Annotated in this window: 15 protein-coding genes; all 15 read left to right on the forward strand. The window is 61.7% G+C overall.

The features are described 5' to 3' along the window. Window positions 1-113 precede the first annotated feature (113 nt). The 15 genes from AC13C7_RS01130 to trbG all read left to right on the forward strand — a co-directional run bounded on the left by AC13C7_RS01130 (window position 114) and on the right by trbG (window position 14469). Window positions 114-1055, forward strand: a complete 942-nt coding sequence (locus AC13C7_RS01130; RefSeq protein WP_482866337.1) for a restriction endonuclease subunit S — start codon at window positions 114-116, stop codon at window positions 1053-1055. Next, on the forward strand, window positions 1052-1981 hold the full coding sequence (locus AC13C7_RS01135) for a DUF5655 domain-containing protein (protein WP_482866338.1): 930 nt from the start codon (window positions 1052-1054) through the stop codon (window positions 1979-1981). The genes AC13C7_RS01130 and AC13C7_RS01135 overlap by 4 nt, the downstream gene beginning before the upstream one ends. 9 nt (window positions 1982-1990) lie before the next feature. After that, window positions 1991-2506: a hypothetical protein gene (locus AC13C7_RS01140; RefSeq protein WP_482866339.1), complete on the forward strand. Its 516-nt coding sequence runs from the start codon at window positions 1991-1993 to the stop codon at window positions 2504-2506. Continuing rightward, complete coding sequence (locus tag AC13C7_RS01145; protein WP_482866340.1) at window positions 2499-3476, forward strand: GIY-YIG nuclease family protein; 978 nt, start codon at window positions 2499-2501, stop codon at window positions 3474-3476. The genes AC13C7_RS01140 and AC13C7_RS01145 overlap by 8 nt, the downstream gene beginning before the upstream one ends. A gap of 14 nt (window positions 3477-3490) precedes the next feature. Beyond that, entirely contained in the window at window positions 3491-5182 is a 1692-nt protein-coding gene (locus tag AC13C7_RS01150) for an AAA family ATPase (RefSeq protein WP_482866341.1), read from the forward strand. Continuing rightward, entirely contained in the window at window positions 5182-6114 is a 933-nt protein-coding gene (locus AC13C7_RS01155) for a hypothetical protein (protein ID WP_482866342.1), read from the forward strand. Before AC13C7_RS01150 ends, AC13C7_RS01155 begins: the two co-directional genes overlap by 1 nt. Window positions 6115-6465: 351 nt before the next feature. Then, window positions 6466-7401: a P-type conjugative transfer ATPase TrbB gene (gene trbB, locus AC13C7_RS01160; RefSeq protein ID WP_482866343.1), complete on the forward strand. Its 936-nt coding sequence runs from the start codon at window positions 6466-6468 to the stop codon at window positions 7399-7401. After that, entirely contained in the window at window positions 7398-7724 is a 327-nt protein-coding gene (locus AC13C7_RS01165; RefSeq protein WP_482866344.1) for a TrbC/VirB2 family type IV secretion system protein, read from the forward strand. Before trbB ends, AC13C7_RS01165 begins: the two co-directional genes overlap by 4 nt. After that, on the forward strand, window positions 7724-7993 hold the full coding sequence (locus AC13C7_RS01170; RefSeq protein ID WP_093741874.1) for a VirB3 family type IV secretion system protein: 270 nt from the start codon (window positions 7724-7726) through the stop codon (window positions 7991-7993). Before AC13C7_RS01165 ends, AC13C7_RS01170 begins: the two co-directional genes overlap by 1 nt. Window positions 7994-7997: 4 nt before the next feature. Then, complete coding sequence (trbE, locus tag AC13C7_RS01175) at window positions 7998-10478, forward strand: conjugal transfer protein TrbE (RefSeq protein ID WP_482866345.1); 2481 nt, start codon at window positions 7998-8000, stop codon at window positions 10476-10478. Then, entirely contained in the window at window positions 10462-11244 is a 783-nt protein-coding gene (trbJ, locus tag AC13C7_RS01180) for a P-type conjugative transfer protein TrbJ (protein ID WP_482866346.1), read from the forward strand. The genes trbE and trbJ overlap by 17 nt, the downstream gene beginning before the upstream one ends. Before the next feature lie 4 nt (window positions 11245-11248). After that, window positions 11249-11518, forward strand: coding sequence for a putative entry exclusion protein TrbK-alt (trbK-alt, locus tag AC13C7_RS01185; protein ID WP_482866347.1), 270 nt, complete (start codon window positions 11249-11251; stop codon window positions 11516-11518). 4 nt (window positions 11519-11522) lie between these two features. Continuing rightward, window positions 11523-12809: a P-type conjugative transfer protein TrbL gene (trbL, locus tag AC13C7_RS01190; protein WP_482866348.1), complete on the forward strand. Its 1287-nt coding sequence runs from the start codon at window positions 11523-11525 to the stop codon at window positions 12807-12809. Then, a complete protein-coding gene (trbF, locus tag AC13C7_RS01195; protein ID WP_482866349.1) occupies window positions 12809-13492 on the forward strand; it encodes a conjugal transfer protein TrbF in 684 nt (227 codons plus the stop codon). The genes trbL and trbF overlap by 1 nt, the downstream gene beginning before the upstream one ends. Continuing rightward, a complete protein-coding gene (gene trbG, locus AC13C7_RS01200; RefSeq protein ID WP_482866350.1) occupies window positions 13489-14469 on the forward strand; it encodes a P-type conjugative transfer protein TrbG in 981 nt (326 codons plus the stop codon). The genes trbF and trbG overlap by 4 nt, the downstream gene beginning before the upstream one ends. Window positions 14470-14506: the final 37 nt, after the last annotated feature.

Genomic DNA, 14506 nt, shown 5'->3' on the forward strand with positions numbered 1-14506 from the left:
CCGCCGCACACTGCTGCAGGATCCCGACAATCTGTTCTTCGGTGAAACGTGATTTGCGCATCGTCTGTTCTCCTCGTTGCTTCGAACGTTACGAGAACAAACTCTCCTTTTGAATGGCCCAGTTCTTTGGGGGCAGGTCACGGCGTCTGTCCGGCGCCAAACTGCCTTCAAGCCGAAGCCTCGGCGCAGCCGAAGGCGTTGATCAGACGTTCCTTTATTGGTGGCTGGTCGCGAACAAGCAACAAATTCAAGATTTGGGCAACGGAGCCACGTTCAAGGAGGTCTCGAAAGGCATCGTTTCGAATGTCAAGATTCCGCTACCGCCTGTCGACGAACAACGCCGAATTGCGGCGGTCCTCGACAAGGCCGACGCCATCCGCCGCAAACGTCAGCAGGCCCTCGCCCTCGCCGACGATTTTCTCAAGTCGGTGTTTCTGGAAATGTTTGGGGATCCAGTCAGGAACCCCTTTGAAATCGACCAGAAACTTCTTGGAAAGTGCGCTGATTTTGTTTCCGGCGGGACCCCAAGCAAGCGAAATCCCACTTTCTGGAATGGGGCTTTTCCTTGGGTTTCACCAAAAGACATGAAGGTGGAAACCATCCTTGATGCGCAAGACCATGTCTCAGCAAGTGTTTTCGAGGAAACGAGTTTGAAGCGCATTCCGGCAGGTACTCCGCTGATAGTCGTGCGGGGAATGATTCTTGCCCATACAGTTCCAATGGCAATGGCCGGTGTAGAAGTCGCCATCAACCAAGACATGAAAGGCATACTCTTTAACGAGGATATCAATCCTATAATCGGTCTTTGGTGCCTAAGAGTTCAGCACCAGCATATTCTCGATCAAGTGGACACTGCTGCCCATGGCACAAAGAGATTGGATATGGATAGGCTGAAGGCCATCCCCATCCATGTCCCTGGCGACAATCAGCAGCAGAAGTTCGTGGGCATCGTTGAGAAGTTTTCCGAAGTCAGAAAGTCCAAACAAACCGCACTGAATGAAGCCACCGATATGTTCTTGGCGCTCTCACAACGCGCTTTCCGGGGGGAGCTATGAGCGATCTGAAACTCTTCCGGATTGGCGGCACGGATGTCTGCGAGGTGCATGGCACGTCGCTGGCGCTGGAAAAATCCCTGCAGACGCTGATCGAGCAGAACCTCGAGACCTTTCTGGGTGTCCGCTTTCTGGCGTCGGAATTTTCCACCGGCCGCGACCATGGCGGGCGGATGGACACGCTCGGCATCGATGAAAATTCCTGCCCCGTGATCATTGAATACAAGCGTTCCTCCAACATGAACGTCATCAATCAGGGCTTGTTCTATCTTGACTGGCTGGTGACGCATCGCGGCGATTTCGAGATGCTGGTCTTGAAGAAGTTCGGCGAGAAGGCCGCCCAATCCGTCGAGTGGTCTTCACCGCGCCTGATCTGCATCGCGGGTGACTTCTCCCGCTATGACGAGCACGCGATCAAGCAGATGAACCGCAACATCGAGCTCATTCGCTATATGAAGTTCGATAATGACCTGCTGCTGCTGGAACAGGTCAACGCGGCCTCCGCTCCGCTGAACGGCGTGATCGCGACAGACAAGCCTGAGGGCGGAGCCGACAGCGGGCAAAAGCAGAAATACACCACCGTCTCGCAATATCTCGACAAGGCGGACGGTGAGCTGCGCACCCTCTTTGATACGGTGAAGGAGCACCTCGAAGGGTTGGGGGATGACGTGCAGTTCAAGGTGCTGCGCTTCTATTTCGCGTTCAAGCGGATCAAGAATTTCGCCTGCGTCGAGATCAAGACCCAGGAGCGCAAGCTGATTGTCCACGTCAAGGTCGACCCCGACACAATCACGCTGGAAGACGGCTTTACCCGCGACGTGCGCGCTATCGGCCATTTCGGCACCGGCGATCTGGAAATCACCATCCGCTCGACGGCGGACTTCGAGAAGGCCAAGCCGTTGTTCGAGCGCAGCTATGAGAATGCGTAGGGTCGGGTGATGGCGGAACTCCACACCCTCACCCTGCCCGGCCCGATGCTGCAACGCGGGTTCTGGCTCTATGTTTGGCGGATCGACACGCCGAAGGGCGAGCGCCTGTATGTCGGGCGAACCGGGGACAACAGCAGCCCTTATGCGACCGCGCCCTACACTCGGATGGGGCAACATCTGGGATTTCAGAAAGCATCCAACAGCCTTCGCCGCTTGCTTACCGAACAGGACATAAAACCGGAGCAATGCGCCCAATACGATCTGGTATCCTATGGGCCGATTTTTCCGGAGATCGGGAAGACCGCGGAGCAGGATCATGGCGAGCAGATGGAGCTGCACAAACCTGTTCGCGACCGGATGGCGGCACTGGAACGGGACCTGCGCGACGCATTAGCCGATGCTGGCTATTCGGTTCTCAACGTGGTGCGCAGCAAGGCTCAATCCGATCCGGTCACATGGCGGGACGTTCTGGCGGCGTTTTCGGCAAACTTCCCGAAGCTGATTGAAGGGCGTGCAGATGGGTGAGCTCCTCCCCGAAGACCGCCAGATCTGGGTGCGCGCATTCTACGGCTTCAACCCCGAGGAAGCCGGATACATCGGCTTCACCCATGAAGCGCAGCGCGAAGACATGCTGACCAAGATGAAGGACGGGGATATTGTCCTCATCTACGGTGCCGTAGACTCTCTCACTGAAGCCGATCTGAAGAGGCAGGCCCTTGGCTTCATGGAAGTCAAATTGGAGCGATGCCATGATCTGGACCGGCAGACTGACGAGTCGAGGAAGTGGAAGCTCGATCATGGTTTTCAGGACAGGTGGACCTACGGCCTGAAGGTTGCCCGAGCATGGCGCGTCACAAACCGGGTTCACATCAAGACCATCGCGCCGAAGGCCTATGACAGCAAGAAACGGTTCGAGAGAACGACCAAGGCCGTCCTGCTTGAGCCAGACAAAAAGCTTAGGGCGCTTAGCCATCATGTCCGGCAGGTGAGCGTCTTCGGTGAGCCGCCCATCGCGGCGGAAGATCTTGCCAGCGGCTATATGAATGACGTGCTCAAGCCGTCCAAGGGTATTCCTCCTAGCTTCGGGGACCGCACCTCAACGCATGAAGATGGAGAGAACCACCTCTACCTCATGAAGCTGTCAGCCAATGCGGAATCGTTGCTTGGGAAGACCGGCCCCCATGTCGGCCAGGCCTTGGTAAAGATCGGTAGATCGAATGACCCTGCTCGCCGGTTGAAAGAGGTGAATGGCGGGTTTCCCGAGCGTGCCGTTTGCCGATGGGAACTTGCGTACAGCCAGCCTTTTGAAAACGGCGAAACTGCACACAATCATGAGAGTGAGTTGAAAGAGCGACTCGCCAGAGAATTTACCTCTCAGGCGGGGGAATTCTACACAGGTGAATGGTCTGCGATGGAGCGCACTTTCCAAACCTTCTGTTTTTCCAAGATGCCCAAAATACTCGCCGCCGCTGGGAAGGCCAAAGGCGTGAACTAAGAAATGAGAGTGTCATGCGACTAAGCCGGATCGAAATCGAAAACTTCAAGGGTGTTGGTGCCAAGCAGGTCATTGAGCTACGGCCGATCACGCTGTTGTTCGGCCCGAATAGCGCGGGCAAAAGCACGATCCTTCAGGCGTTGCACTATGTTCGCGAAATCCTAGAGAGGAAGAACCCCGATCCGGATCAAACGATTGCGGGCGGCCTGATCGATCTCGGCGGTTTCAAGAAGCTGATCCATAACCATGATCTCTCGAATTCGATGACGATCAAGCTGGTCATCGATTTGTCCGGAGATCCGGGTAATGAACGGCTGCCAATCAATAACGGAAATTCGCTCGGTGATCCTGAGTTTGAAAGTCTGCGCATCCGCTACATCGTTGGCGAGAACACCGATCTGAAGGAGTACGCTGTTGTCCAAGAGATCGGTGTCTCCCTACAGGTTCAATGGAGTGACTTGATCAACGCGCCTTATGTTTCGGTCTTAATTGTCGAGATGGATGGCGAAAACATCGCCTCAATCAAGTCTCCACCGCAAGCTGGGCAGGCGCAGCTAACCGACTTCAACTTCCAGCATCCACTTTTGCAGGAGTATGTGGATGCGGACGACGAAGTGCCCGAAGGCCTTGCTGAAGGCGACCCACTCGGCACCAAATTGGGGATCGAGATTTGGGAACTATCAAGAGATATGGCGAGATCAGCTGACTTGAAAGGCATCAGCGAATTTCGCATCGCCTCTTCGTCCGTGATTGGCGCTCTGCCGGATATAAATAAGCCCTGGGCACTGGAACTGCGCGATCCGGAACCAAAGAAGCTGGAACTGGAAGGCAACACGCCGCGAGTGCGTGGCCTATCCTTATTGCTAGATGAATTACTTTTGGGACCTCTGCGCATTGCACGCGACTACCTTTCGGAGATGACCTACATCGGTCCGCTCCGGCACATCCCTCCAAGGGCTTTCCGACCCCAGGTTTCACCTGATGAGGGGCGTTGGGCACAGGGCCTCGCGGCCTGGGATCTTCTCTATTCAGACAAGCAGGGCAGATTGCTTAGCGAAGTGAATGCCTGGCTGAGTGGTAAGGACGGTCTGGGAACGAGTTACGAGATCGCGAAGTCGGAGTATCTGGAAATACCGGTCTCAAGCCGGATCGATCAGTTGTTCAAACGCGGCATCAGCGAAGACGACATCGGAGAACTGCAGGAAGAGTTCCAGAAGCTTGGATCGCGTACCGAGGTTGTTTTGCGTGACGTGGTGAAAGGCATTGATGTTGCCCCAAGCGATGTCGGCGTTGGCATCTCTCAGATGATCCCTGTCATCGTCGCTTGCCTTCGCGACAAGGATGGCATTCTGGCAATCGAGCAGCCCGAACTTCACATACATCCGGCAATTCAGGTCGGGGTCGGTGACCTTTTCATTCATGCTGTAGTGCCCGGCGAGCAATCGTTCGGTTCAGGCAAAACCCTCCTTGTCGAAACCCATAGCGAACACATTATGCTGCGGCTCCTACGCAGGGTGCGGGAGACCACCGAAGGAGAACTCCCGCCAAGAAAAAATGCACTAAAGCCCGATGATCTCTCCGTCATATACGTCGAAAATACCGAAAATGAAGTGCATTTTCGCCGCCTTCGCGTTGATAGAGACGGTGATTTCTCTGACCGGTGGCCAGATGGGTTCTTCGAAGAACGGGCGGAGGAACTGTTCTGATGCTGTCAGAATACGCGGTAGAGCCTGCTGCCATTGGCGCGGACTGGCGAACTTTTAAAGACCTGATCGACCGCTTCGGCGCGGATAAAGGTCGACTGATTTCACGATTTCCAACAAAATGGGAGAGGAAAGTCATCCAAGCAGCAAAAGAGGCTGGCGTGCCGGATATTCGTATGTCCAGCATCACAGAACGTTTGCGCAACTCGAAGCATAAGGTCGTCGATTTCAATCGTGTCTATGACTACGAGGAAAACTGGATAAACAACACCCTATGCGAACACGCCGCCCGGCCGTTCAAAGCAATCATATGCGACGCTGGAAATACAGCCTGCGCAGAGTCAATGCATCCGGACGATTGCTCCGATGGACATGCGCTCTTTAGCGCAGCAACAAGCTGCAACGTGACAAGGACGGAAGACAAAATTGCCGACACCCTCAATACCTTTGCTGCGGTGTCGAGGGAGGTCGATATCATTGATCCTTATTTCGATCTTCGACCAACCGAGGGCAATTATCTCGCCCCACTTGTAGCGCTGCTTGATCGACTCGGACGTGGGCCTTGGCCGCCAAAAGTCATCAAGATCCATTTCCGAGAACATGGTTCGCGCCCCCCGCCTGAGCTCGTTGCTCGAGACGGTGCCGCCCAGATCAAAGGACGACTCCCATTAGGCTACAGCTTGGAGCTTTACGCGTGGTCGGAAAAAAAGGGCGGCGAAGACTTCCACGATCGCTTCGTTTTGACAGACTTGGGCGGGATCATGATTGGTGCGGGCTTATCTGCAGATGGACCGGCTGAGTCCGCTGCATTCACACTCTTGGACTTCGAACACGCTCAGAGCCTTCGTAACAGATTTGCAGACGGATCAACAGCCTACGCGCGCGCGGGATATGCTGTCCGATTCCATGACGACGGTAGCACCGAGTTATTTTGACGGTGAGAGTTCGATTATCTTCCATCTCGCGCAGCCGCACAGGGAGAACGCTTTCGCCAGGGCAAGTGGCGGAGGAAAGCGGATTCGAAATGAGTGGTTGTTCAACCAAGACCAAAAGGCATCAAACGACGGTGGCACGCTCCGAGAACCAAATCCTATGGCCCAATTGCACTTTGACTGGCTGGTGATCTCAGCAATGCCCCTGCCTTTACGCGCCATGCCCCTACTACGCCTTCACAGCTGTTGCCCCTAGGCCAATAGCGGTCTTCTTGATCGGTCTCGTGATCCATCGCGAGGCCAACCATGACCGTTACGTCTTTCAAAACCGAGACGTCTTCCCGCGGCGCACGCATGTTGCGCACGGCACTTGGGCCGGGCATCGCCGCCTGGCTCGAGGATGCTGGCATCGTCGAGGTGATGCTGAACCCTGACGGGCGGCTCTGGGTTGACCGGCTGGCCGATGGGCTGAGCGACACAGGCGCGGTGCTGTCTCCCGCCGATGGCGAGCGCATCATCCGTCTTGTCGCGCATCACGTCGGGGCGGAGGTCCATCCCGCGGCCCCGCGTGTTTCGGCTGAATTGCCGGACACGGGCGCGCGCTTCGAGGGTTTGCTGCCCCCAGTGGTTTCTGCACCCACATTTGCCATTCGCAAGCCCGCCGTCGCGGTGTTCACCCTCGAGGACTATGTGGCAATGGGCACTCTCTCCTCAGATGCGGCTGCGCAGTTGCGCGACGCGGTCACCAGCCGGGCCAATATTCTTGTCGCGGGCGGGACCTCCACCGGCAAGACGACCCTCACCAATGCGCTGTTGGCGGAGATCGCCAAGACCTCGCACCGCGTGGTCCTGATCGAGGACACGCGCGAGCTGCAATGCCTGACCCCCAACCTAGTGGCCCTGCGCACGAAAGACGGGGTCGCGACCTTGTCCGATCTCGTGCGCGCGTCGCTGCGGCTGAGGCCTGATCGCATCCCCATCGGCGAGGTGCGCGGGCCGGAAGCGCTGGACCTGCTCAAGGCCTGGGGCACCGGCCATCCGGGCGGGATTGGCACGATCCACGCCGGGTCCGCCATCGGCGCACTGCGGCGGCTCGAACAGCTGATCCAAGAGGCGGTGGTGACAGTTCCGCGCGCGCTGATCGCAGAAACCATCGACCTGATCGCCGTTCTGTCCGGACGGGGGGCCGAGCGTCGCCTCTCCGAGTTGGCGCGTGTCACCGGCCTGACCGCCTCGGGCGATTACGCCCTCACCCCCCTTTTCCCACCAACACAAGGAAGCCATCCATGACACTTCTGCCATCATTTCGCACAGCCCTTGGCGCAACCGCGATCGGCCTCGTCGCCTTCGCCCTGCCTGAGCCGGCGCTCGCCGCCGGGTCCGGCATGCCGTGGGAAGCCCCCTTGCAAACCATCCTCGAGTCGATCGAAGGCCCAGTCGCCAAGATCGTCGCGGTGATCATCATCATTGTCACGGGCCTGACGTTGGCCTTCGGCGACAGTTCGGGCGGGTTCCGGCGGCTGGTGCAGATCGTCTTCGGGCTCTCCATCGCCTTCGCGGCCTCAAGCTTCTTTCTGTCCTTCTTCTCCTTTGGCGGCGGGGCGCTGATCTGATGGAGAACCCCACCGACATTCCCGGCTATTTCGCGCCGGTGCACCGCGCCCTGATCGATCCGATCCTGCTGGCCGGTGCGCCACGCACCATCGCCATCGCCAATGGCACCCTGGCGGCCGCCATCGGGCTGGGCCTGCGGCTCTGGCTCGTAGGCCTCGCATTCTGGCTGGTCGGCCACCTCCTCGCAGTATGGACCGCGAAGCGGGACGCACAGATCGCCGAAGTGGCGCGGCGGCATCTCCGTTACCCGTCCTGGTTCGGGGTCTGAGCCGATGATGCGTCTGGCCGAATACCGCTCCAAATCCGCCCTACTGGCCGATTTTCTGCCCTGGGCTGCATTGATCGCGCCCGGCGTCATCCTGAACAAGGACGGCAGCCTGCAACGCACGGCGCGGTTTCGGGGGCCGGACCTGGACTCCGCCACGCCCGCCGAATTGGTCGCCACATCGGCCCGGCTGAACAGCGCGCTCCGGCGGCTTGGCTCCGGCTGGACTGTCTTCGTGGAAGCGCAGCGGATCCCGGCACTGGATTACCCCGCCTCCGAGTTTCCCGATCCGGTTTCGGCCCTTGTCGATGCCGAACGGTGCGCGCAATTCGAAGAAGCGGGTGCACATTTCGAGAGCGCGTATTTCCTGACGCTGGTCTGGATGCCGCCCGCCGACGACGCGAGCCGCGCCGAAGGCTGGCTGCTCGAAAACGCCCCGGATCGCAGCACCAAGCCTCAGGACGTGGTCTCCGCTTTTGTCGGCCGCGCCGACCGGCTGACCGATCTGCTCGACGGGTTCATGCCGGAAATCGCCTGGCTTTCCGATGCCGAGACCTTGACCTATCTGCATTCGACCGTCTCAACCCGGCGCCAACGCGTCCGCGTGCCGGAGGTGCCAACGCATCTGGACGCGGTGCTGGCCGATGATCCATTGGTGGGTGGGCTTACACCCCGGCTCGGAGCCGCGCATCTCAAGACCCTGACCATCATCGGACTGCCAAGCGCCACCTGGCCGGGTTTGCTCGACGAATTGAACGCGCAGGGATTCGAGTATCGCTGGTGCACGCGGGCGATCTGCCTCGACAAGACGGACGCCTCCCGGGTGTTCACCCGCATTCGCCGACAGTGGTTCGCCAAGCGCAAGTCGGTGGCCGCGATCCTCAAGGAGGTGATGACCAACGAAGCCTCGACCTTGCTCGACAGCGACGCGGCCAACAAGGCGGCAGATGCCGACGAGGCGCTGCAGGAACTCGGCGCCGATGTGGCGGGCGCCGCCTATGTCACCGCCACGATCACCGTCTGGGACGAGGATCCCCGCACGGCAGAGGCCAACCTCAAGGCCGCCGAGAAGATCGTGCAGGGGCGCGATTTCACCTGCATCCCGGAAACATTGAACGCGCTCGAGGCCTGGCTCGGCTCCCTGCCCGGCCATCTTTATGCCAATGTCCGTCAGCCACCCATCTCGACGTTGAACCTCGCCCATATGATCCCGATCTCAGCAGTCTGGGCGGGGCCGGACCGGAACGACCATCTGGACGGCCCGCCACTGTTCCACGCCGAAACCGACGGCACGACCCCGTTTCGCTTCTCCACACATGTGGGCGATGTCGGCCATACCTTGATCGTCGGCCCGACCGGGGCGGGCAAATCAGTCCTGCTAGCGTTGATGGCGCTGCAATTCCGGCGCTATGCCAGTGCGCAGGTCTTCGCCTTCGATTTCGGCGGCTCGATCCGCTGCGCCACGCTCGCCATGGGCGGGGACTGGGAGAACCTGGGCGATGCACTGGCCGACGAGGAACCAGCGGTGCAGTTGCAGCCACTGGCGCGGATCCATGAGGCGTCGGAACGCGCCTGGGCGCAGGACTGGCTCGCGGGAATCCTCGGACGGGAAGGCGCGACGATCGACCCAAGCGCGCGTGACCATCTCTGGTCGGCGCTGACCTCGCTCGCGTCGGCCCCGCGCGAGGAACGCACACTGACCGGCCTCTCGGTCCTGCTGCAATCAACAGAACTCAAACGCGCTCTGAAACCCTTCTGCCTCGGCGGGCCTTTCGGACGGCTTCTCGATGCTGAGGCCGAAGACCTGGGCAGCGCGGACGTGCTCGCGTTTGAAACGGAGGGGCTGATCGGTTCCCCCGCCGCACCCGCCGTGCTCGCCTATCTCTTCCACCGGATCGAAGCGCGGCTCGACGGACGTCCCACCATGATCCTGATCGACGAGGGCTGGCTTGCGCTCGATGACGCCAATTTCGGCGGGCAGCTGCGCGAATGGCTGAAGACGCTGAGAAAGAAGAACGCCTGCGTTGTTTTCGCCACCCAATCGCTGGCCGATATCGACGGGTCTCTCATCGCACCCGCCATCGTCGAGAGCTGCCCCACGCGGATCTTCCTGCCCAATGAGCGCGCCTTCGAGCCGCAGATCGCCCGGATCTACCAGAACTTCGGGCTGAACGACCGCCAGATCGACATTGTCGGCCGCGCGACGCCGAAGCGCGACTACTACTGCCAGTCGCGGCGGGGCAACCGGCTCTTCTCGCTGGGCCTCGGCGAGGTGGCGCTGGCCTTCACCGCCTCCTCCTCCAAGGCCGATCAGGCCGCAATCAGCAATCTTATCGCCACCCATGACCGGGACGCCTTTGCCGCCGGCTGGCTGCGCCATCGCGGTCTTGATTGGGCCATCGACCTGCTCGGGCCCGACATCGCACCAGCCGATCCGACACCCCCTCACCCTGACCAAAAGGAGACAGAACATGACCCACAATCCTGAGCGCCCTGCCCGGCCCCGCAAACTCGCCGCCGCATTTATAGCGAGCGCCCTCGTCCTGACACCGGTCCTGACGACACCGGCCCAAGCCTTCTTCTTCGGGGGCGGTGGCCGGATCGTCTACGACCCGCGGAACCACGCCGAAAACATCCTCTCGGCCGCCCGCGCACTGGAGCAGATCAACAACCAGATCGCGCAGATCCAGAACCAGGCGCAGATGCTGATGAACGACGCGCTGAACCTTGCAAACCTGCCGCATTCCTCGCTGGCGCAACTGCAGGACGCCATCGGTGAAACCCAGCGACTCCTGGCCGATGCCCAGAGCCTCGCCTTCGACGTAGCCACCATCGAACAGGCCTTCGCGCAGGACTACGGTGCTGCCGCAGCGCAAGGTGATTTCGACGCGATGATCGTCGGTGCGCGCGAACGGTGGGAGACCTCCGTCGCGGGCTTCGAGGACGCGTTGCGCGTGCAGGCCGGGGTCGTCGGCAATATCGACGGAGCCCGCAGCCAGATGGACGCACTCATCCGCGAAAGCCAAGGAGCCGTTGGGGCCCTGCAGGTCGCGCAGGCTGGCAACCAACTGCTCGCATTGCAATCGACACAGATCGCCGATCTGACCGCCGCCATTGCAGCGCAGAACCGCGCCGAAGCGCTGGAAGCCGCCCGCATCGCCTCTGCCGAGGCGCAGGGCCGCGAGAACCTCGCGCGGTTCCTCGATTACGGCGGCGGCTACTCCCCCGGCACAGTACGGCTGTTCGGAGAGTAAGCGCATGGCTCTCGACACCCCGCGAACTCTGCGCCTTGTCGCCTTCGGTATCGGAGGCCTCGCCGCCCTCGCCGCCGCTGTGGAGCTTACCCGGACGGTCCTGCCCACCGACACCGGGCATGTGGTCAGGGATGACGCCTTGCGCGGCACCCTCTCGCGTTGCCGGGACCTGACCCCCGAAGACTACGCCACAGACACCGAATGCCGCGCCGCTTGGGAGGCGGCCCGGCAGCGCTTCTTCGATCTGGCGCCAGAGCCGGCCGGGACGGAGTAGGGCAATGGGCGGCGTCAGTGTCATTGACCGGTTTCTCGAGGTCTTCGCCTCCTACATCGATTCCGGCTTCGGCCTTCTCGGCGGCGACGTCGCCTTTCTCGCCACCACGCTGATCGTCATCGACATCACGCTGGCCGCGCTGTTCTGGGCTTGGGGTACGGATGACGACATCATTGCCCGGCTGGTGAAAAAGACCCTCTTCGTCGGGGTCTTCGCCTATATCATCGGCAACTGGAACACGCTGGCCCGGATCGTATTCGACAGTTTCGCGGGCCTTGGCCTGGTCGCCACCGGCGGCACCATTTCCGCCAGCGAATTGCTGCAGCCCGGGCGCATCGCGCAGGTCGGACTTGAGGCCGGGCAGCCGATCCTCGCCTCCATCGCCGAGCTCTCCGGGTTCGTCGCCGTCTTCGAGAACTTCATCCAGATCGGGATCCTGTTTTTCGCCTGGCTGGTGGTTCTGCTGTCGTTCTTCATCCTCGCGATCCAGCTCTTCGTCACCCTGATCGAATTCAAGCTGGCCACGCTGGCAGGCTTCATCCTCGTGCCCTTCGGCCTCTTCAACAAGACGGCCTTCATGGCCGAGCGCGTGCTGGGTCTCGTCATTTCCTCCGGCGTCAAGGTGCTGGTCTTAGCCGTGATCGTCGGCATCGGGTCGACCATCTTCAGCGAGTTTACCGCCGGATTCGCGGGCGAACCCACGATCAACGACGCCATGTCGGTGGTCCTTGGCGCACTGGCGCTCCTCGCCCTCGGTATCTTCGGACCGGGCATCGCCAATGGCATCGTCTCGGGCGGGCCGCAACTTGGCGCAGGCGCCGCGGTCGGCACCGGTATCGCCGTAGGCGGGGCCGCGGTCGCCGGTGTGGCCGGGACCCGGATGGCCCTTGGCACCGGTGGCGCGGCCTTGCGTGGTGCCAGTGCGGTTGGCAGCGGAACCGCCACTGCATACCAGCTTGGTGCCGCGTCCCGCAGTACAGCTCTGGGCAAGTCCGTCGGTGGCGTGGCCGCTATCGGCAAAACCGGTGCCGTCGCCGCGTTCAGCCCGCTCCGACGCGCGATCTCGGAAGGCGCGCAGTCCGGTGCCCGCGCAGCCTATGCCGCAACCGGGGGACGGATGGCGGGTGGCGCCCTGCCCTCCCGAGCCAATGACGGCCCACCCGACTGGGCGCGCCGGATGAAGCGCCAGCAATCCCTTCAACACGGCCTCTCGACCGCCGCTCATGTCATCCGCTCCGGAGACCATGGCGGCGGCGGCACGGTCGTCAGCCTCTCCGAAAGGTCCTCCTGATGTTCCGACGCCCCAGTGTCCGCTACGGCACCACGCCCGAGCCCGTCACCCCCTACCAGAAGGCCGCCCAGGTCTGGGACGAGCGCATCGGCTCGGCCCGCGTCCAGGCCCGCAACTGGCGCCTCATGGCAATGGGCTGCCTTGCCCTGTCCGCCGGGCTCAGCGCGGCGCTCACCTGGCAATCGACGCGCAGCAGCGTCGTCCCCTACGTGGTCGAGGTCGACAATCTCGGTGCGGCGCAGGCCGTCGCCCCGGCGCTCGCCGAGTATCGCCCGACCGATCCGCAGATCGCCTGGCATCTCGCCCGCTTCGTCGAGCATGTTCGGCAGGTCCCGGCCGACCCGATCGTGCTGCGCCAGAACTGGCTGCGCGCCTATGATTTCGCCACGGATCGCGGCGCCGTCGCGCTGAATGACCATGCCCGGGTGAACGATCCCTTCGCGCAGGTCGGCGACACGCAGATTTCCATCGAGGTCTCGAGTGTCATCCGTGCATCAGAGTCGAGCTTCCGCGTCGCCTGGATCGAGCGGCGCTACGAAAACGGTCAGCTCGCCACAACCGAACGCTGGACCGCCATCCTGACCGTCGTGATCCAGCCGCCGCGCGATGCGGAGCGCCTGCGGGCAAACCCGCTCGGCGTCTATGTCCATGCCATCAACTGGTCGAGGGAGAATGCCCAATGAGACGACTTCGCTCCATCCCCGTTCTTCTTCTCGCGGCCACGGCGCTGACCGCCTGCACGGGGCAGCGCCCACCCGAAATCGCCTATGACGACCAGGTTCCGGCCCTCGCTCCGCCGCCGGCACCTCCCCCGGCCGAGGGGCCGCCCCGCCCGGTTCACACGCCGCCAGCGTGGACGCCCTCCCGTGGCGGCGATCCGGAAGCGGATACGCCGGAAGCCCGCATCATCGCCGCCAATGCCGCGGCCCGCGTCGAGCCCCGCCAGCAGGGCTATTACAATGCCATGCAGGTCTTCCCGTGGAGCGAAGGCGCGCTCTACCAGATCTACGCCGCCCCCGGGCAGATCACGAATATCGCGCTCGAACCTGGCGAAGGCTTGACCGGTCCTGGCCCGATCGCGGCCGGCGACACCACGCGCTGGATCATCGGCGACACCACCAGCGGCTCGGGCCGCAGCGAGCGCGTCCATATCCTCGTCAAGCCCACGCGCCCCGACATCGCCACCAACCTCGTCGTCAACACCGACCGGCGCACCTATCACATCGAATTGCACGCCGACGAGGAAACCTGGATGCCCAGTGTAGCATGGGCCTATCCGGAGGTGCGATCCACGCCCCGCACGCCGACCGTCCGGCGTCCGGCGATCCCGCCCGAGGGCGAGCGGCACTATCGCTATGGCCTGCAGGGCGATGCCCCACCCTGGCGGCCGGTCTCGGTCTTCGACGACGGGCGCCGTGTCTATGTCGTGTTTCCACCCGGCATCGCCCAGGGCGAAATGCCCCCGCTCTTCGTGATCGGCGCGGATGGGCGTGGCCAGATCGTGAACACCCGCGTGCTTGGCAACGTGCTGATCGTGGACCGCCTGTTCGGGGCCGCGGAACTGCGTCTCGGCGAAAGACAACAGCAGGTTGTGCGGATCATACGGACGGATGGCGACCAGCAACCGCCGCGCGCGCCCCAGCCAGAGGCGGAGCAATGACACAAGCCCCTGATATGCAACCGCCGCCACGGACCGA

This window comes from Alterinioella sp. B-7 (assembly GCF_056857775.1).

Excerpts from the sequence above, each read along its gene's own strand:
- AC13C7_RS01135 (WP_482866338.1), top strand. The coding sequence starts at position 1,052 with ATGAGCGATCTGAAACTCTTCCGGATTGGCGGCACGGATGTCTGCGAG.
- trbJ (WP_482866346.1), top strand. The coding sequence starts at position 10,462 with ATGACCCACAATCCTGAGCGCCCTGCCCGGCCCCGCAAACTCGCCGCC.
- trbE (WP_482866345.1), top strand. The coding sequence starts at position 7,998 with ATGATGCGTCTGGCCGAATACCGCTCCAAATCCGCCCTACTGGCCGAT.
- trbL (WP_482866348.1), top strand. The coding sequence starts at position 11,523 with ATGGGCGGCGTCAGTGTCATTGACCGGTTTCTCGAGGTCTTCGCCTCC.
- AC13C7_RS01165 (WP_482866344.1), top strand. The coding sequence starts at position 7,398 with ATGACACTTCTGCCATCATTTCGCACAGCCCTTGGCGCAACCGCGATC.
- AC13C7_RS01150 (WP_482866341.1), top strand. The coding sequence starts at position 3,491 with ATGCGACTAAGCCGGATCGAAATCGAAAACTTCAAGGGTGTTGGTGCC.
- AC13C7_RS01140 (WP_482866339.1), top strand. The coding sequence starts at position 1,991 with ATGGCGGAACTCCACACCCTCACCCTGCCCGGCCCGATGCTGCAACGC.
- AC13C7_RS01145 (WP_482866340.1), top strand. The coding sequence starts at position 2,499 with ATGGGTGAGCTCCTCCCCGAAGACCGCCAGATCTGGGTGCGCGCATTC.
- AC13C7_RS01155 (WP_482866342.1), top strand. The coding sequence starts at position 5,182 with ATGCTGTCAGAATACGCGGTAGAGCCTGCTGCCATTGGCGCGGACTGG.
- trbK-alt (WP_482866347.1), top strand. The coding sequence starts at position 11,249 with ATGGCTCTCGACACCCCGCGAACTCTGCGCCTTGTCGCCTTCGGTATC.
- AC13C7_RS01130 (WP_482866337.1), top strand. The coding sequence starts at position 114 with ATGGCCCAGTTCTTTGGGGGCAGGTCACGGCGTCTGTCCGGCGCCAAA.
- trbB (WP_482866343.1), top strand. The coding sequence starts at position 6,466 with ATGTTGCGCACGGCACTTGGGCCGGGCATCGCCGCCTGGCTCGAGGAT.
- AC13C7_RS01170 (WP_093741874.1), top strand. The coding sequence starts at position 7,724 with ATGGAGAACCCCACCGACATTCCCGGCTATTTCGCGCCGGTGCACCGC.
- trbG (WP_482866350.1), top strand. The coding sequence starts at position 13,489 with ATGAGACGACTTCGCTCCATCCCCGTTCTTCTTCTCGCGGCCACGGCG.
- trbF (WP_482866349.1), top strand. The coding sequence starts at position 12,809 with ATGTTCCGACGCCCCAGTGTCCGCTACGGCACCACGCCCGAGCCCGTC.